16 protein-coding genes are annotated in these 17,204 nt (G+C 69.3%); 8 read left to right on the top strand and 8 right to left on the bottom strand.

The window, feature by feature from the left end; genetic code table 11:
• Positions 1–66 precede the first annotated feature (66 nt).
• Positions 67–990, top strand: a complete 924-nt coding sequence (locus tag ESP70_RS15735; RefSeq protein WP_149690260.1) for an NAD(P)/FAD-dependent oxidoreductase — start codon at positions 67–69, stop codon at positions 988–990.
• On the opposite strand, the gene metX is transcribed toward ESP70_RS15735, so the two are convergent.
• The 4 genes from metX to ESP70_RS15715 form a co-directional block, all read right to left on the bottom strand.
• A complete protein-coding gene (gene metX / locus ESP70_RS15730; RefSeq protein WP_246162053.1) occupies positions 975–2,084 on the bottom strand; it encodes a homoserine O-acetyltransferase MetX in 1,110 nt (369 codons plus the stop codon). The genes ESP70_RS15735 and metX overlap by 16 nt on opposite strands.
• Before the next feature lie 10 nt (positions 2,085–2,094).
• Complete coding sequence (locus ESP70_RS15725; protein WP_188110665.1) at positions 2,095–3,384, bottom strand: bifunctional o-acetylhomoserine/o-acetylserine sulfhydrylase; 1,290 nt, start codon at positions 3,382–3,384, stop codon at positions 2,095–2,097.
• A gap of 158 nt (positions 3,385–3,542) precedes the next feature.
• The gene (locus ESP70_RS15720; protein ID WP_056210721.1) at positions 3,543–4,862 is read right to left on the bottom strand and encodes an ATP-dependent 6-phosphofructokinase; all 1,320 of its coding nucleotides are present in this window, start codon (positions 4,860–4,862) and stop codon (positions 3,543–3,545) included.
• 74 nt (positions 4,863–4,936) lie between these two features.
• Positions 4,937–5,437 carry a PaaI family thioesterase gene (locus ESP70_RS15715; RefSeq protein WP_342780192.1) on the bottom strand — a complete coding sequence of 167 codons (501 nt, stop codon included), beginning with the start codon at positions 5,435–5,437 and terminating at the stop codon, positions 4,937–4,939.
• 45 nt (positions 5,438–5,482) lie between these two features.
• Here ESP70_RS15715 and ESP70_RS20470 point away from each other — a divergent pair, with 45 nt between their 5' ends.
• Positions 5,483–5,977: a winged helix-turn-helix transcriptional regulator gene (locus ESP70_RS20470; RefSeq protein ID WP_246162052.1), complete on the top strand. Its 495-nt coding sequence runs from the start codon at positions 5,483–5,485 to the stop codon at positions 5,975–5,977.
• Between the two features lies 1 nt (position 5,978).
• Here ESP70_RS20470 and ESP70_RS15705 read toward each other — a convergent pair whose 3' ends face one another.
• Positions 5,979–7,460 carry a flavin-containing monooxygenase gene (locus ESP70_RS15705; RefSeq protein WP_149690257.1) on the bottom strand — a complete coding sequence of 494 codons (1,482 nt, stop codon included), beginning with the start codon at positions 7,458–7,460 and terminating at the stop codon, positions 5,979–5,981.
• A gap of 105 nt (positions 7,461–7,565) precedes the next feature.
• Here ESP70_RS15705 and ESP70_RS15700 point away from each other — a divergent pair, with 105 nt between their 5' ends.
• Complete coding sequence (locus ESP70_RS15700) at positions 7,566–8,228, top strand: SIMPL domain-containing protein (RefSeq protein ID WP_188110664.1); 663 nt, start codon at positions 7,566–7,568, stop codon at positions 8,226–8,228.
• Positions 8,229–8,237: 9 nt separating this feature from the next.
• Here the strand turns inward: ESP70_RS15700 and ESP70_RS15695 are convergent, their stop codons facing one another.
• Positions 8,238–9,005, bottom strand: a complete 768-nt coding sequence (locus ESP70_RS15695) for a sulfite exporter TauE/SafE family protein (RefSeq protein WP_425458395.1) — start codon at positions 9,003–9,005, stop codon at positions 8,238–8,240.
• A 140-nt stretch (positions 9,006–9,145) separates the two neighbouring features.
• On the opposite strand from ESP70_RS15695, the gene ESP70_RS15690 reads away from it, so the two are divergent.
• Positions 9,146–10,291 carry an alpha/beta hydrolase gene (locus ESP70_RS15690; RefSeq protein ID WP_149690254.1) on the top strand — a complete coding sequence of 382 codons (1,146 nt, stop codon included), beginning with the start codon at positions 9,146–9,148 and terminating at the stop codon, positions 10,289–10,291.
• Between the two features lie 3 nt (positions 10,292–10,294).
• On the opposite strand, the gene ESP70_RS15685 is transcribed toward ESP70_RS15690, so the two are convergent.
• The gene (locus ESP70_RS15685) at positions 10,295–11,920 is read right to left on the bottom strand and encodes a hypothetical protein (protein WP_149690253.1); all 1,626 of its coding nucleotides are present in this window, start codon (positions 11,918–11,920) and stop codon (positions 10,295–10,297) included.
• A gap of 163 nt (positions 11,921–12,083) precedes the next feature.
• Positions 12,084–12,638 carry a PepSY domain-containing protein gene (locus ESP70_RS15680; protein WP_149690252.1) on the bottom strand — a complete coding sequence of 185 codons (555 nt, stop codon included), beginning with the start codon at positions 12,636–12,638 and terminating at the stop codon, positions 12,084–12,086.
• 138 nt (positions 12,639–12,776) lie between these two features.
• On the opposite strand from ESP70_RS15680, the gene ESP70_RS15675 reads away from it, so the two are divergent.
• The 4 genes from ESP70_RS15675 (at position 12,777) to ESP70_RS15660 (ending at position 17,203) form a co-directional block, all read left to right on the top strand.
• Positions 12,777–13,391, top strand: coding sequence for a TetR/AcrR family transcriptional regulator (locus tag ESP70_RS15675; RefSeq protein WP_246162051.1), 615 nt, complete (start codon positions 12,777–12,779; stop codon positions 13,389–13,391).
• Positions 13,392–13,467: 76 nt separating this feature from the next.
• Positions 13,468–14,259 carry a TIGR03084 family metal-binding protein gene (locus ESP70_RS15670; RefSeq protein WP_149690251.1) on the top strand — a complete coding sequence of 264 codons (792 nt, stop codon included), beginning with the start codon at positions 13,468–13,470 and terminating at the stop codon, positions 14,257–14,259.
• Positions 14,256–16,034 carry an acyclic terpene utilization AtuA family protein gene (locus tag ESP70_RS15665; RefSeq protein WP_149690250.1) on the top strand — a complete coding sequence of 593 codons (1,779 nt, stop codon included), beginning with the start codon at positions 14,256–14,258 and terminating at the stop codon, positions 16,032–16,034. Before ESP70_RS15670 ends, ESP70_RS15665 begins: the two co-directional genes overlap by 4 nt.
• On the top strand, positions 16,031–17,203 hold the full coding sequence (locus ESP70_RS15660) for an acyl-CoA dehydrogenase family protein (RefSeq protein ID WP_149690249.1): 1,173 nt from the start codon (positions 16,031–16,033) through the stop codon (positions 17,201–17,203). Before ESP70_RS15665 ends, ESP70_RS15660 begins: the two co-directional genes overlap by 4 nt.
• Position 17,204: the final 1 nt, after the last annotated feature.

The following is a 17,204-nucleotide window of genomic DNA, read 5'->3' as shown; positions in this document are numbered from 1 at the left end:
GCGGCCCATCTTGCCACAACGGCAACGACATTTGCTCTCCGCGCGTCGGCGACGAACACTGAGGACATGAACTCCTACGACACCATCGTCATCGGGGCCGGCGCGGCCGGCCTGTCCGCCGCCCTCGTCCTGGGACGTGCACGCCGACGCATCCTCGTGCTTGACGGCGGCCCACCGCGCAACGCCCCTGCTGCGCACGTCAACGGCTACCTCGGCATCGACGGGCTGAGTCCGCTCGAGCTGCTCGACGTCGGCCGTACGCAGGTCGAGAAGCTCGGCATCGAGATCCGCGCCGAGGCTGCGACGCTCGTCGAGACCGTTGACGATGGCTTCGTCGTCGATGCGGGAGACGAGCGGCTGCACGCCAAGCGGCTCGTGCTGGCCGCCGGCATCACCGACGCGCTGCCCGACATCCCCGGTGTCGCGGAAGGCTTCGGCGTGGACATCTTCCACTGCCCCTACTGCCACGGCTACGAGGTCGCCGGTCAGCGCCTCGCCGTCGTGGCGACGCAGCCGATGTCGGCTCACCAGGTGCGGATGGTGCGGCAGTGGACCGACGACCTCGTGTTCTTCACCAACGACACGATCGAGCTGGATGCGGCGGAGCGCCGGCTGTTCGCCGCTCGTGGCGTGGACGTCGTTGACGGGCCGGTCAGCCAGATCGTCCGTCGGGACGGCGCACTGCAGGGCGTACGGGCGGGCGGCGCGATGCACGAGGTCGCCGCGGTGTTCGTCGCGCCGACGATGGTGCTGAACCTCGAGGCGTTCGCCGGGCTGGACCTGGGGATGACCGACACCCCGATGGGTCCGGTCGTCGCGACCGACCCGATGGGGGCGACGAACGTGCCCGGCCTGTGGGCGGCGGGCAACGTCGCCGATGCCGGATCGCAGGTCATCGCGGCGGCGGCGCAAGGCGCACGAGTCGGCGCGATGATCAATGGGTCGCTCGTCGAGGAAGACTGGGCTGCGGCGGCTCAGCCCAGCAGCTGACGCGCCAGCTCGCCGACCTGCTCGGACTCGACGAGGAACCCGTCGTGACCGTGATCGGACTTCACCACCTCGAGCGACCCGGAGCCGGGTATGCCGTCGGCGAGCTCCTGCTGCTGATGCAGCGGGTACAACCGGTCGGAGTCGATGCCGGCGACGATCGTACGAGCTGTGATCCGCGACAGCGCAGCGGCGATGCCACCGCGATCGCGGCCCACGTCGTGGCTGTTCATCGCCGCGCTCAGCACGACGTACGAGTTGGCGTCGAACCGGCGCACGAGCTTGGCGCCGTGGTGCTGCAGGTAGGACTCGACGGCGAAGCGGCCGTCGTCCTGCACCGTGCGGCCGAACCGCTCGGCGAGCTCGTACTCGCTGCGATAGCTGATGTGCGCGATGCGCCGGGCCAGGTCGAGGCCTTGCAGCGGACCCTGCGGGCCGTCGTAGTAGTCGCCGTCGAAATAGGCCGGGTCGGCGCGGATCGCGTCGATCTGCGTTGCAGAGAGCGCGACCTGCTCGGCCGATGCGGCGGCGCTGGTCGCGAGCAGGAACAGGCGCTCGACGCGCTCCGGCCGCTCGATCGCCCACTCGAGGGCGCGCATGCCGCCGGCGGAGCCGCCGACGACGGCTCGCCAGCGATCGATCCCCAGCACGTCGGCGAGGGCGACCTCGGCGCGTACCTGGTCGCGGACCGTCAGCGCGGGGAACGAGCCGCCCCACGGCAGGCCGTCGGGATCTCGCGAGGCGGGCCCGGTCGAGCCCTGGCAACCCCCGAGAATGTTGGCCGCCACGACGTACAGCCGATCGGTGTCGATGGCCTTGCCCGGTCCGACCAAGGCGTCCCACCACCCCGCGGTGGGATGGCCGGCACGGGCGCGGCCGGCGACGTGGCTGTCACCGGTCAGGGCGTGCAGCACCAGCACCGCGTTCGCCCCGTCGAAGCGACCCCACGTCTCGTACGCCAGGCGTACGTCCGGGAGCGTCGCACCCGAGTCGAGCGTGATGTCGCCGATGTCCGCGAACTTCCTGGCGCCCAGCGGATCCCCCTCCCGCCACGCACCGGTGACGAGAGAGGAATCGATGCTGGGGCTGATCGTCACGCTCTGTCGATCACTTCGCCGCGCGGAAGCCGGCGTCGAGGTCGGCGAGGATGTCGTCGATGCCCTCGAGGCCGACCGCCAGGCGTACGAGTCCGGGGGTCACGCCGGTCGCGGCCTGCTCCTCCGCCGACAGCTGCGAGTGGGTCGTGCTCGCCGGGTGGATCGCCAGGCTGCGTACGTCGCCGATGTTGGCGACGTGGCTGAACAGCTCGAGCGAGTCGATGAACGCCTTGCCGGCTTCCAGACCCCCGGGCAGCTCGAAGGTCAGCACGGCGCCCGCTCCCTGCGGGACGTACGTGTCGGCCAGCGACTTGTACGGGCTGGAGTCGAGGCTCGCCCAGGTCACCGTGCTGACGTCTTCGCGTGCCTCGAGCCACTCGGCGACCCGGCGGGTGTTGGCGATGTGTCGCTCGACCCGCAGGCTCAGCGTCTCGAGGCCCTGCGCCAGCAGGAATGCGCTGAACGGGCTGATGGCGGCGCCGATGTTGCGCAGGTACTGCACGCGCAGCTTGGCGATGTAGGCCGCCGGGCCGAGCGCCGCGGCGTACTGGAGACCGTGATAGCTCGCGTCGGGCTCGGTGAACCCGGGGAACTTGTCGCCGTGCGCGCCGTAGTCGAACGTCCCGCCGTCGATCACGACGCCGGCGATCGTGGTGCCGTGGCCGCCGATGTACTTGGTCGCCGAGTGCACGACGGTGTCGGCGCCGTGCTTGAGCGGGTTGAGCAGGTAGGGCGTCGCGATCGTGTTGTCGACGATGAACGGCACGCCGACCTCCTTGGCGACCGCCGAGACGGCCGCGAGGTCAAGGATGTCGCCCTTGGGGTTGCCGATCGTCTCGCCGAAGTACGCCTTCGTGTTGGCCTTGGTGGCGGCACGCCACTGCTCGGGATCATTGGGGTCGGCGACGAAGCTGACCGCGATGCCGAGCTTGGGGAAGCTGTGGCGCAGCAGGCTGTCGGTGCCGCCGTAGAGGCTTGACGACGCGACGATGTGGTCGCCGGCCTCGGCGACGTTGGTCAGCGCGCCGGTCGTGGCGGCCTGGCCGGACGCGAACAGCAGCGCGCCGACACCGCCTTCGAGCGCGGCGAGCCGCTCCTCGACGACGCCCTGGGTCGGGTTGATGATGCGGGTGTAGATGTTGCCCGGCTCGGCGAGCGAGAACAACGCGGCGGCGTGGTCCGTGTCGCGGAACTGGAACGACGTCGTCTGATAGATCGGCAGCGCGCGGGCTCCGGTCGTCGGGTCAGGGGTCTGACCTGCGTGGATCTGCTTGGTCTCGAAGGACCACTGGTCGCTCATGATGGTGTCTCCCGTCGAAGGTCTGTGACCTCGACAGTGCCACCGGGATCGCGCGCCGAGACGCCATCTCACGATGCGACGAACGCGCGTACAGGAAGCGAAGAGTGCTACGCCGCAGCTCGCGTGGTGAGCCGCAGGGCTCGCTCAGCCTCGGGAGCTCAGCACATCGAGAACGGCTGCGCGGTGCTTTCGAGGACTGACAGCCAGAGGTCGCCGTCGGGCGAGACGCTGTGCGAGCCGGAGGTGACGAACGGGATCGGCACGTGCACGAACCGGTGGCGCCGGCGCCCGACGACCATGTCCGTACGTCCGGCCATCGCGGCGTGGACCGCGGTCTGGGCCAGACGCGCGCAGTAGACCGAGTCGGACGCATCAGCCGGCACGGAGCGGATCGCGTAGCCGGGGTTGAAGTAGCGCATCGTCAGCGGCTGGTTGCGGTTGGCGAAGTCCTTGCTGATCTGCTCGCGCAGGAACCCGGCGATGTCGCCGAGCACCGCGTTGCCGCTGGCATCACGGCGGTCGCTGGCCGGGATGAGGTCCTGGCCAGCACCTTCGGCGAGCACGATGACCGCGCTGCCGCGCTCGGCGACCCGTCGCTCGAGCAGAGCCAGCAGGCCGTTGTCACCGTCGAGCGAGAAGCCGACCTCGGGGATCAGGACGAAGTCGGCGTCGTGGTTGGCCAGCGCCGCGTAGCACGCGATGAACCCCGCGTGGCGACCCATGACCTTGACGATGCCGACACCGCCGACGGCCGCCTCGACCTCGACGCGGGCCGCCTTGATCGACTCGGCAGCCTTGGCGAACGCCGTGGAGAAGCCGAAGCTCTGGCCGATGTGCGGGATGTCGTTGTCGATCGTCTTGGGCACGCCGACGACACCGATCGACAGTCCGCGCGCAGCGATCTCGGCGCCGATGTTGTGGGCTCCGCGCATCGAGCCGTCGCCGCCGATGACCATGAGGATGTCGATGTCGAGCTCGACGAGCCGGTCGACGATCGCGGACGGGTCCTGGGCGCCGCGCGACGAGCCGAGGATCGTGCCGCCGCGCTCGCTGATGCGCGACACGAAGTCGGGCGTCAGCTCGACGACGTCGTGGCCGTTGGACTCGATGAGGCCGGCGTAGCCGTGCTGGAAGCCGACCACGTCGCGTACGCCGTAGTGGGTGTTGAGCTCGAGGACGATCGCCCGGATGACGTCGTTGAGGCCGGGACACAGGCCGCCACAGGTGACGACGCCGACCTTGGTCGTGGCCGGGTCGAAGAAGATCTTCTGGCGTGGCCCGCCGGACTCGAACGTCGGCAGCTCGGCGAGCGGCACGCCGCGCGACGCGATCAGCTCGAGCGTGTCGTCGTAGAGGATGCGATCGGTCTCGCCGACGTAGTACTCGTTGGTCGTGCGCCCCTCGACGTAGAGCGCGAGAGGCGAGTCGACGGTGCACGCACCGAGCGAACGGACCTGGAGATCGGAGAGGGAAACCACCCGACAATGGTATCCGAGGAGAACCTCACGTTTGACCGCAATTCCACGCCTTGGCCGTTGAGCCTGTCGAACCGTCAGGGAGTGAACACGAGACAGGTTGACGTCGCCGTGGCGAGCAGGCGGCCCGCCGCATCCTTGATGTCGGCCTCGACGAAGGCGGCACGCGAACCAGGTTTGGTGACCCGGCCCTCGCCCGTCACGAGCCCGGTCTCGGTGGTCATGCCGCGGAGGTAGTTGATGCTGAGGTCGAGCGTCGTGTACGCCATGCCGGCCGGCAGCGTCGACTGCACGGCGCAGCCGCACACCGAGTCGAGCAGCGTCGCCGCGAACCCGCCGTGGACCGAGCCGATCGGGTTGTAGTGCGACTCGTCGGGCGTCGCCGTCATGACCGCGACACCGGGCGAGACGCTGACCAGGTCGAGGTTGATGTGGCTTGCTATCGGCGGTGCGGGGAAGCGGCCGTCGATCATCGCCTGCAGGTAGTCGAGCCCTGACATCGTGAGCGCCTCCAGGGCCTGGGGCCGGGGATCGACCCAGGTGATGGTCTTCTGCTGGGCTGCCTGGTCGAGCGTCATGTCGCGCCTCTTCTCGTACGGGTCCCAGCAGCGTACCATCTGGGTATGGAATCCAAACCCAGCACTTCCGGGCCCGCGATGGCCGACTACGACTCCGGCACGTGCTCGATCGCGAGGACGGCGCAGATCCTGGGCGACCGCTGGTCCGTGCTGGTGGTCCGTGACCTGTTCAACGGTGTTCGTCGGTTCGACGCACTGCAGAAGCACCTCGGCGTTGCGCGGGACGTGCTCACCAAGCGGCTCGCGCTCCTGGTCGACGAGGGCCTCGTGGCGAAGCGCCCCTATCGGCCCGAGGGTGAGCGCGCCCGCCATGAGTACGTCCTCACGCCGGCCGGTCGTGACCTGCGCACCGTGATGGTGGCGCTGATGGACTGGGGCGACGCCCACCGTCCGGGCCAGGACGGCCCGCCGATGTCGCTACGGCATCGCGACTGCGGCGCCGAGATCCATGCGCACCTGACGTGCTCGGCGGGTCATGAGATCGACCCGACGACCCGCGCCGAGCTCGTCGCGCTCCCCGGCGCCAAGCTCGCGGGGTGACTCAGGCGTATGAATAGTCGTCGAGGGGGAAGCTGCCGGCCTCGCGGAACGCGTTGATCGTCGAGGTCGGCCGCAGCAGCGTCGCCATGCCGTGCTGGTTGAAGTAGTACGAGCGTGACGTGGCGCAGCTTCCGTTGACGAACACCGAGTCCTCGAGCCGATCCGTCATCCGGTCGAGGAACTCCGCGTTGGCGCGCTCGGTGATCTCGAACGTCGCCGCGCCGCGCCGGTCGACCTCGCGGAGCAGGCGCTTGAGGTGCTTCATCTGCGACTCGATCGTCGTGAAGTACGACAGTCCCGAGTACGAGTAAGGGCTGTTGAGCGACACGAAGTTGGGGAAGCCCGGCACGGCGACGCCCTCGTACGCCTGGAACTGCTGCTCGCGCCAGAACTTGCCGAGGTCCTTGCCGCCGCGCCCGATGACCTCGAACGCCGGGAAGTTGGTGTCCCACAGGTTGAAGCCGGTCGCGAGCACGAGCGTGTCGATCTCGGTCTTGGTGCCGTCCTCGGTGACGATCCCGTCGGGCTCGATGCGTGCGATCGGCGTGGTCTCCAGGTGCACGTTGGCGCGGTTGAACGTCGGGAAGTACGTGTTGGAGAACGTCGGCCGCTTGCAGCCGAACGTGTAGTCGGGCGTGAGCTTGCGACGCGTCTCTGGGTCCTTGACCTGCCGCGCGAGATGGCGCAGCGCCAGCTTCTCGACGCTGCGGTTGAGCAGCTTGGCGCGGCGATACTTGAGCACCCCGGCGACCATGATGAGCTCGAGGATGCCGCTGCCGATCGTCCGCACGGCGCGCTGGGCGAGCGGCACCCGGGCGTAGAGCTTCTGCACACCCTGGGGGATCGCGCGATCGCCCTTGGGTGTCACCCAGATGGCGGTGCGTTGATAGACCGTGAGCTCCGCGAGCCTGGGCGCGATCTCTGGGATCAGCTGCACCGCGGTCGCCCCGGTGCCGATCACCGCCGCGCGCCGGCCGTCCAGGTCGATCGAGTCGTCCCAGCGCGTCGTGTGGATCACGGTCCCGGCGAACGTGTCGATGCCCTCGATCGCGGGGAACGCCGGCTGCGACAGGAAGCCCGTGGCGGTCAGCAGCAGGCGGGCGTGCAGTCGCTCGCCGCCGGCGATGTTGACGGTCCAGTGCTTGCCGTCGTCCCAGACCGCGCCGTCGACGACGGTGTCGAACCGCATGTGCCGGCGCACGTCGTACTTCTCGGCGACATGTGTCGCGTACGCCTTGAGCTCGGCGCCGGGTGCGTAGAGCCGCGACCAATAGGGGTTGGGCTCGAACGAGTAGGAGTAGGTCGACGACGGGATGTCGACCGCGAGACCGGGATAGCGGTTGACGTGCCAGGTGCCGCCCAGGTCGCTCTCGCGCTCGAGGACGACGAGATCGTCGTGGCCGAGCCTCCGCAGCTGGATCGCCGCGCCGATGCCGCCGAAGCCTGCGCCGACGATCACGGCGTCGTGGATGGTCTCCGTCATGGTCTCCCGATCGATTCAGATAATCAGAATATCTGAATCCAGTGAACCACCTTCGTCGGCGCGTGACAACCCGCGTGGCGGCCGGCGATGCGGCAAGATGACCGCATGACGCTCGACATCACCGTGCGCGGCTCAGCCGAGCAGCACTACCCCGCCGAACGTGCGATCGTGTCGATGGCCGCGGCCGTCGAGGGGTCCGACCGGCAGCAGGTCTTCCAGGACGCCGTCGCGATCCACGATCCGCTGGTCTCGCAGCTGCGCGAGCTCGTCGAGCTCCGCGCGGTCGGCCCGTGGTCGAGCGACCAGGTGCGGGTCTTCAGCCACCGGCCGTGGGACGCCGAGGGCAAGCGCGGCGAGACCGTGCACGTCGCTCGGGTCCAGGTCGGCGCCGAGTTCACCGACTTCGAACGGCTCAGCGGATTCCTCGACTTCTGGTCGGGCAAGAACGGCGTCGAGATCGCCGGCATCGGGTGGGACGTGGGCGTCAAGAACCGGCGATCGTATGAGGCCGAGGTCCGCAAGGCGGCCGTCGACGATGCCGTCAACAAGGCCCAGTCGTACGCCAACGCCGTCCGGCGCGGCAAGGTCGTGGCGGTCCAGCTCGCCGACCCCGGCATGCTGACGCACCACATCGAGAGCCCGGCCGCCTTCCCGATGCTGGCCAAGTCGGGCTTCGCCGACACCTCCGACGGTGGTCCGCAGCTGGACCTGACGCCGGCCGAGATCGTCATCCACGTCGACGTCGACGCCCGCTTCGTCGCGGAGTGATCGGGCCGGTCAGTCGAAGAACACGATCTTGACCAGCGCCACGACGCCGATCACCAGGATCACCGCGCGGAGCACGGGCGGCGGGAGACGGCGGCCGATCTTCGCGCCCAGCTGACCACCCAGCAGGCTGCCGGCGGCGATCAGGCCGACGACCTCCCAGTCGATCTTGTCCCATGCCACGATCATGAAGGCGATGGCCGCGACCGCGTTGACGATCGTCGCCAGGACGTTCTTGATGCCGTTGATGTCCTGCAGCCCGATCGTGAGCAGGACACCAAGGAGGCCCACGAGCAGGATGCCCTGGGCGGCGCCGAAGTAGCCACCGTAGATCCCGGCCGCGTACACGCCGAGCGGCAGGACCCAGCGGGGCGTACGCGGCGCGGTGCCGGGCTCGGCCCGCCGGCGAGCCGTGCGGCGTTGCACCGCCGGTCCGGCGACGACCATGACGAGCCCGATCGAGATCAGGACCGGGACGATCGCGCGGAACGAGTCGGCGGGCAGGACCAGCAGCAGGATCGCGCCGGTCAGGGCGCCGAGCACCGAGGCTGGCGCAAGGCGCAGCAGGAGTGCGCGGTGGCGGAGCGCCTCGGCCCGATAGCCGTGGACGCCGGACAGCCCGCCGGCGACGAGGCCGATGTTGTTGGACACGTTGGCGGTGAGCGCCGGATAGCCGAACAGCAGCAGTGTCGGGAACGTGATGAGGGTGCCGGAGCCGACGATGACGTTGATCATGCCGGCCCACACCCCGGCCGCGAAGATCACGGTCGCCTCGATCACGCGCACACCTCCCGTAGCCCGCTCCGAGTCTCGCGCAGTCACATCTCGCGACCGGTGTCGGGCCCCACGAAGGGCCTCTGACCTGCGCAAACGTGGCCCGCTGATTTGGGCCGAGAACATACCGAGCGTACGCTCGAGGTATGTGGTCCTCGCTGTACGACCGGTTCGCGACGCTCCTCGGCGTCGCGAAGCTGCCGCGCCGACGGGTCCGCCTGAGCCTCCCTGGTCGCGGCCCGATGCGCGTCGTCTACGACAAGGCCGTGGTCCACGAGAGCTACAGCGTCAGGGCTCGCGTGCTCCAGCGGACGATCCGCATCGTCTTCAAGCCGGTGCTCCGCTTCACGCCGATCAGCGAGCGCACGTTCGCCGCGATCCGGGCGATCGACGGCCTCCAGTCGCATCGCAAGCGGTCGCCCCACATCACGTTCGAGGTCTACGAGCTCGGCGGGGTGCGGGTCGAGCAGATGCGCCACCGCTACGGCCCCGAGAGCAACATGACGCTGCTCTACCTGCATGGCGGTGGCTTCTTCTCCGGCAGCATCACGACGCATCGCCGCATCTGCGAGCGGCTCGCGCTCAAGACTGGCGCGACCGTCATCTCGGTCGACTACGTCCAGCTGCCCGAGGGCACCGTGGCCGACTCGGTGCAGGACGCCATCTCCGCGTACGCCGCACTGGTCGATACGACCGATCATCCGGACAAGATCGTGGTCGCCGGCGACTCGGCGGGCGGCTATCTCACGATGAAGGTCGCCGAGCTCGCGAGCCGTCGCGGGTTGCCGGCGCCGGCTGCCCTGATCGGGTTCTCACCCCTGCTGAGCGTCGACCCCGACCGCGAGGACAAGGCGGTCGAGCGCGTCTCCAGAGCCCGCGACGCCTACCTGCCGATCACCCGCATCGCCCACATCCGGGAGCGCTGGCTGCCCGAGGACGGCGCCGCGATCGAGGGCTATGCCTCACCCCTGCACGCGTCGGCCTACATCACCTCGCCGACGTTCTTCGTCGCGGTCGAGGACGAATTGCTGCGTCCCGAGGTCGAGGCCATGGCCCTGCTGCTGTCCGAGCGCGGGGTCGAGGTCGAGACGCATCTGTGGCGCAAGCAGGTGCACGCGTTCCCCGTGCTCGTCGACGTCCTGCCCGAGAGCGAGATGGCGATCCAGCTCGCCGCTGACTTCGCACGTCGCGCCGTCGGCGAGCTCGACCGGGCCCCGATCAAGGACCCGGACAGCCACGAAGAGGTCCTCACCGGCGAGATCGTGCCGGACGAGGACGACTCCGCGGCCTGACGGCTACTTCGCGAAGGCGACCCGCAGGCTGAACGTCGTGTGCGTGCCGTCCTTGCCGTACGACACCCCGACCGCCTTGACGGCCTTGGCCTGATCGATGTCCTCCGCGACGTCCTTCGGCGGATCCGCCTTGCTGATCTCGTCGAGGATCGTGTTGACGTCGACGAAGATGCCGTAGAGCGTCTTGTCGCCGTAGGGCATGACCGACGTGAAGGTCGGGTCCGAGCCGAGTGCACCCTTGCTCCCGAGTGCGTCGGCCGCGTCGGAGTTGGTGGCGATGATCGCTCCGGTGTCCGTCTGCTTCGTCGCCAGGTCGATCCCGACCGGGGTCGCCAGCCTGGCCAGGCGCGTTGCCAGGTCCATCGCCTTGTCGGGGTCGGTCGTCATGCGCAGCGCGACGTCGAGCGACGCGATGTCGCCGGGGCCGGAGAGGGTCGGGAGCGTCGAGAGGTTCTTCCGGCCGACCGCGACGGTGAGCTCGTCGCCGAACAGCGTCTCGAGGTCCTCGGGGACGTTGAGTCCGGTCGACCGCTCGAACTCTGCGATGAACTTCTCCGGGTCAGGCGCATTCTCCTTGAGGTATTGGTCGTAGGCGTCCTTCTGCTCCGGTGTCATGTCCTCCGTGATCGAGGGATCGTTGATGCCGCTCTCGAACTCGCGGGTGAACTGCTGCAGGAACGTGTCGTACTGGGTCTTGATCTGGCTGCCGAACCCACCGAACGAGAGTGCCGCGACAGTGTCCTTGGGCAGCGAGCCCATGTCGGCCGGCTTCATCGCGCCGACCGAGTCCGTCAGGCCGGCGAGTCCGGCGACCTCGAGGGTCGAGCCGTCCGTGCGTACGGTCATGGCCGCCGTGCCGAGCTGCTCGATCTCCTTGATGTCGGTCGCCGCGGCGCTGGCCATGGCGTCCTTGAACTCGGGGAACGCCTTGATGACCTTGCCGGTGTCGACCCACGCGGAGGCGACGCCCTGCTCGCCGAGGTCGTCGACGTCCTTGGCGAACGCCTTGTTGTCGGCGAGCGGCTTCTTCTTGGCGGCCGTGACGGCTGCGTCCGCCTGCTTCTGGGTCTCGGCGACGATCGCGTAGCCGTCGAGGAAGGCGATGGATGCCTTCTCGTCATCGCAGGCGAAGAGGGCCTTGATGCCCTTCTCGGCCTTCTTCTCGTCCGAGACCTGGATCGCGACGAGCGGGGTCACCTTCGAGTCGACGCCGACGCCGATGCGACTGCCGAGCCATGGCTTGACGTCCTTGTCGTAGGACAGGTCGCAGTCGCCTTCCTTGAGGATCTCGTCGAACAGCAGCTTGCGGACGTCCTGGTTCGCGCTCTTGATGCCGATCTCGTCGGCGGCCTTGGGGAACTTGCGGATGAGCTTGAAGAGCGCGATCTTCTGGCTCGCCGACGGGTCGACGTCGACCCGGGCGTAGGCGATGACCGAGGCCGGGAGGACGTCGGCTGGCTGGGGGCCACCGCCGTCGAGCTTCTTGACGACGGCGAAGGCGCCGCCGGCCAGGGCGAGGACGACGATCACGGCGATCGCGCCGATCACGAGCCCCTTGACGCTGCGACCACCCTCGGGGGGGTCGGTCGGAGTCGAAAGCTCGTAGGTGATCGGGGGCTGCTCGGTCATGCGTGTCCTTCGGAAAATTCGCGGGGAGTCAGAGGACTCTATCGGAATCACCGGTGTCCCGAGACCGAATCCGAACGGATTGGCACGCCCTGTCTCGTGGTCGGTGCAGGCGAGCGCGGCGACGGCCTGCTACGCAAGTCGGGCAGCGGGCCGTCCCCGGTGCTCAGCGGTCGATCTTGGTGACCGCGAACGCCTTGTCGAGCTCGACCGTCACGTCCTCGCCGCTCGGGAGCAGGACGTCGACCTCGTACTCGTGGTCGGCATCGTCGCTGCCGCTGGTCTCGGTGATCCTGCCGCCGTCGGTGGCCTTGAGGGCCGCGGCGGAGGCCTTCTTCAGCGTGGAACCGGTGAGCGGTCGGTCATCGTCGGCCGTGGCCTTCGGCGACGGCGCGGCCGCCGTAGCATCGGCCGAGGGCGCCGCGGGCTCGAGGTCCGACGCCTTGGCGGGGCTGTTGGTGACCGCGAACGCCTTGTCGAGCTCGACGTCGATGTCGGTGCCACCGGGCAGGGTGACCTCGACGCCGTACGCGTAGCCGTCATCGCCGTCGCCCCGCTCGGCGTCGGTCACGGCGCCACCGCCGACGTACTTCAGAGCGGCGGCGGAAGCCTTGGTGCGATTGCTGCTGCTGAGCTTCTCGTCGTTGTCGCCACCTCCGCAGGCGCTGAGTCCGAGGGCGGCGACGAGGGTCAGTCCGATGATGGCGCGAGGGGGTCGCATGTCACTCCTATGAGTCGATGATCAGGTGCTCACAGCACACCGCCCGGGCGTGAGGTGGGAGTGAGGGCGTCGTGAGAGAACTCTTACCCACAAACAATCAGGCTTGACTGTTTGTGAGAATGTCCGCATGCTGGGGACGTGACGACGGATTCGGGCACCTCGGTGCGTACGCCCCAGGGTGAGCGCACCCGGGCCATGCGGCTGCGGCTCATGGAGGCAACGGTCGACTGCCTCGTGGAGCTCGGCTGGGCCGGCACGACCACCACGGTCGTGAGCAAGCGAGCAGGCGTGAGTCGCGGGGCGCAGCTGCACCACTTCCCCAGCAAGCAGGACCTCGTGGTCGCTGCGGTCGGCCACCTGACCGAGCGCCGCCGTGAGGACATGCGACGGGCGGCCGCCGACCTGCCGGAGACCGGTCGCACCAGGGCGGTCCTCGAGATCCTCAGCCAGCAGTTTGTTTCTCCCATCTTCTTCGCGGCGCTCGAGCTGTGGGTCGCCGCGCGTACGGACGCCGGCCTCCGCGCCGAGGTCGCGCCGCTGGAGCGCCGGGTCGGCCGTGAGACACATGCGTACGCGGTCGAGCTGCTGGCGATCGACGAGTCGCGCGGCGACAACCGGCGCCTGGTCCAGGCGACCCTCGACCTGCTGCGCGGCCTCGGCCTCGCTGCCTCCCTCAGTGACGACACCAAGCGCCGGGCCGCCGTGCTCGACTCGTGGGCTGTCGTCCTCGACGACGAGCTGGAGGTCTCATGAGCGAGCGCCAGCGAGCGAATCATCAATACCCCATGCCACGGCCTCCTTGCCCTGGCTTCTTCGAGGAGGCTGTGGCATGACGATTCTCGATGGACTGCTGTCGGACCTTGCTGACGAGAGCCTGCAGCTCGACACGTGGGTCGCCGGCCTGCCGGCCGACGGGTGGGCGACGGTGACGACGCCCGAGGGCTGGACCGTCGCGCACCAGATCGGTCATCTGCACTGGACCGACGCCGCCTCGCTCGCGGCGATCACCGACCAGGACGAGTTCGGTCGCGGCATGAAGCGTGCCGCCGCCAACCCCGAGGGATATGTCGACGAGGGCGCCGAGGAGATGGCGTTGCTGCCGCCCGAAGAGCTGCTCGCCACGTGGCGCGAAGGACGAGTCGCCCTCGACGCGGCGCTGCGTGCGGTGCCTGACGGCGACAAGATCCCGTGGTTCGGCCCTCCGATGAGCCCGGCCTCGATGGCGACCGCGCGGATCATGGAGACCTGGGCGCACAGCCACGACGTCGGCGAGGCGCTGGGCCTGACGATCCCGCAGACCTCGCGGGCCAAGCACGTGTGCCACATCGGCGTGCGCGCCCGCGGCTATGCCTATCTCGTGCGCGGCGAACCGGTGCCGGAGGTCGACGTACGCGTCGAGCTGACCGGGCCCGACGGCGACCTGTGGACGTGGGGGCCGGAGGACGCCGCCGAGCGGGTGACGGGCTCGGGCTACGACTTCGCTCTGCTCGCGACCCGTCGCCGGCACCTCGACGACGTCGACGTACGTGCTGAAGGTGAGCACGCCGCGCACTGGCTGACGATCGTCCAGGCGTTCGCCGGGCTGCCCGGCAACGACCCAGCCAGGCTGGCTGACCGATGATGGCTTCGACGGGCTCAACCATCAGGGTCGGCAACTGCTCGGGCTACTATGGCGACCGGCTCTCGGCGATGCGCGAGATGCTTGAGGGTGGCGACCTGGACTACCTGACCGGCGACTACCTCGCCGAGCTCACGATGCTGATCCTCGGCCGTGACCGGATGAAGGACGAGTCGCTCGGCTACGCCAAGACGTTCGTCAGGCAGATGACCGAGTCGATGGTGCTGGCCAAGGAACGCGGCGTCAGGATCGTCGCGAACGCCGGCGGGCTCAACCCCGCGGGCCTGGCCGCGAAGCTGCGAGAGATCGCCGCGTCGCAGGACCTCGACATCACGATCGCCCACGTCGAGGGCGACGACCTGTTGGGCCGCGCCGACGAGCTCGTGTTCGGCAAGGTCATGACCGCCAACGCCTATCTCGGCGCCTTCGGCATCGCCGCGGCGCTGCAGGCCGGGGCCGACGTCGTTGTCACCGGTCGGGTCACGGACGCCTCCGTGGTCGTCGGCCCGGCGATCGCCGAGTTCGGCTGGGGCCGCGACGATCTCGACCAGCTTGCCGGTGCGGTCGTCGCCGGACACGTCATCGAGTGCGGGACGCAGGCGACGGGCGGCAACTTTTCCGGGTTCGCGAATGTCGACATGTCGACACCTTTGGGTTTCCCTGTCGCCGAGATCTCCGAGGACGGCTCGGTCGTCATCACGAAGCACGAGGGCACGGGTGGCGCGGTCACGATCGACACCGTCACGGCACAGCTCGTCTACGAGGTCGGCGGTCCGTCGTACCTGGGTCCGGATGTCTCGACCCGGCTCGACACCATGACGTTGACGCAGGAGGGCCCGGACCGGGTGGCGATCACCGGTGTGCTCGGTGAGGCTCCGCCGGCGACCACGAAGGTGTGTCTCAATGCGCTGGGCGGATTCCGCAACAGCGTCGAGTTCCTGCTCACGGGCCTCGACATCCCGGAGAAGGCCGAGCTGATCCAGCGGCAGATGGAGTCGGCGCTGGCCGCCGGCACGGTCCCGGAGAGCGTCGAGTGGCAGCTCGATCGCACGGACACGCCAGATCCTGCGACCCAGGCGCAGGCCACCTCGTTGCTGCGGTGTCACGTCAAGAGCGCGTCGCCCGATCCGGTCGGCCGGGCGTTCAGCGACGCCGCGATCCAGCTGGCCCTCGCGTCGTACCCCGGGTTCAGCGTCACGCGGCCGCCGTCCGCCGGTACGCCCTACGGTGTCTACCGCCCCGCGTACGTCCCACAGTCCGAGGTCCCGCACGTCGTCGTGCAAGCCGACGGAAGGCGCGAGGAGATCGAGCCGCCGTCGGTCGTCAGCAGCCCCGAGGACGACACCGCGTGGCCCGAGGCTGCGGTGCAGGAGTCGACTCCGCCGACCGGCGACTGGGTCGGCGACACCGTGCGGGCTCCGCTGGGGCGACTGGCGTATGCGCGCTCCGGCGACAAGGGCGGCGACGCCAACATCGGTGTCTGGATCCCCGCCGACCACCCGGCGCGCGACGATGCGTACGCCTGGCTCGCCGGCTTCCTCGACCAGTCGACGGTCCGCGAGCTGATTCGCGAAGCGGCGATGCTCGACGTCGAGATCCACCCGCTGCCCAACCTCGCCGCGGTCAACATCGTGATCCACGGACTGCTCGGCGAGGGCGTGGCCTCGTCCACCCGACTCGACCCCCAGGCCAAGGGCGTCGGCGAGTGGCTGCGGGCCCGCGACTGCGCGATCCCGGCGTCCTTGCTGCCCGACTCGATCGCTGAGGCCGCACTGTGAGCGCCTGGGACACCCCGGAGCGCCGGGCGCTGCGCGAGATGGTCACGGCCTTCACCGAGAAGGAGGTCGTCCCGCACCTCCCGGCCTGGGAGAACGCGTGCGAGGTGCCGCGCGACCTGCACCGGAAGGCGGCCGAGGCCGGGCTGCTCGGCGTCGCGTTCCCCGAAGAGGTCGGCGGCCAGGGCGGCGACCTGATCGACTCGGCGATCGTCAGTGAGGCCGTGCTCGAGGCGGGCGGCTCGACGGGTCTCATCGCCGCGCTGTTCACGCACGGCATCGCGCTGCCGCACATCGTCGCGTCCGGCAACGCCGACCTGATCGACCGCTACGTACGCCCGACGCTGGCCGGCGAGCTGATCGGCTCGCTGGGCATCACCGAGCCCGGAGGGGGCTCGGACGTCGCCAACATCCGTACGAAGGCGGTGCGCGACCCTTCGACAGGCTCAGGGACCGAAGGGGAGCTCGTCGTCAACGGCGCCAAGACGTTCATCACCTCGGGCGTGCGCGCCGACTTCGTGACGACGGCCGTGCGTACGGGCGGCGAGGGCTACGGCGGCATCAGCCTGGTGGTCATCGACAAGGGCGCGCCCGGCTTCACCGTCGCCCGCCCCCTCAAGAAGATGGGGTGGCACTGCTCCGACACCGCCGAGCTGAGCTTCGCCGACGTACGTGTGCCGGCCGGCAACGTCGTGGGCGAGATCGACGGCGGATTCGTCCTGGTGATGCAGCAGTTCGTCAGCGAGCGGCTGAGCCTCGCGGTGCAGGCCTACTCGACGGCCCAGCGCTCCCTCGACCTCGCCGTCGCGTACGCCCGGCAGCGGGAGACGTTCGGCAAGCCCTTGATCACCCGCCAGGTCATCCGGCACAAGCTTGTCGACATGCACCGCCGCACGGCCGCAGCCCGGGCGCTGACCCGGCAGGCCGTCGAGCGCGCGGTGGCGGGCGATGCCACGGATCCGGCCGTCATCCTCGACGCCGTCCTCGCCAAGAACCAGTCGGTCGAGGCGTGCGAGTGGGTCGTCTCCGAAGCCGTGCAGATCTTCGGCGGCATGGGCTACATGCGCGAGTCCGAGATCGACCGGCACTATCGCGATGCCCGCATCCTCGGCATCGGCGGCGGTGCCACCGAAGTCCTGAACGACCTGGCCGCCAAGCTGTTGGGATTCTGAA

The organism is Aeromicrobium ginsengisoli (assembly GCF_004134905.2).
Taxonomy (GTDB): Bacteria; Actinomycetota; Actinomycetes; order Propionibacteriales; family Nocardioidaceae; genus Aeromicrobium; species Aeromicrobium ginsengisoli.
This window is presented reverse-complemented; position numbering and strand designations above follow the sequence as displayed.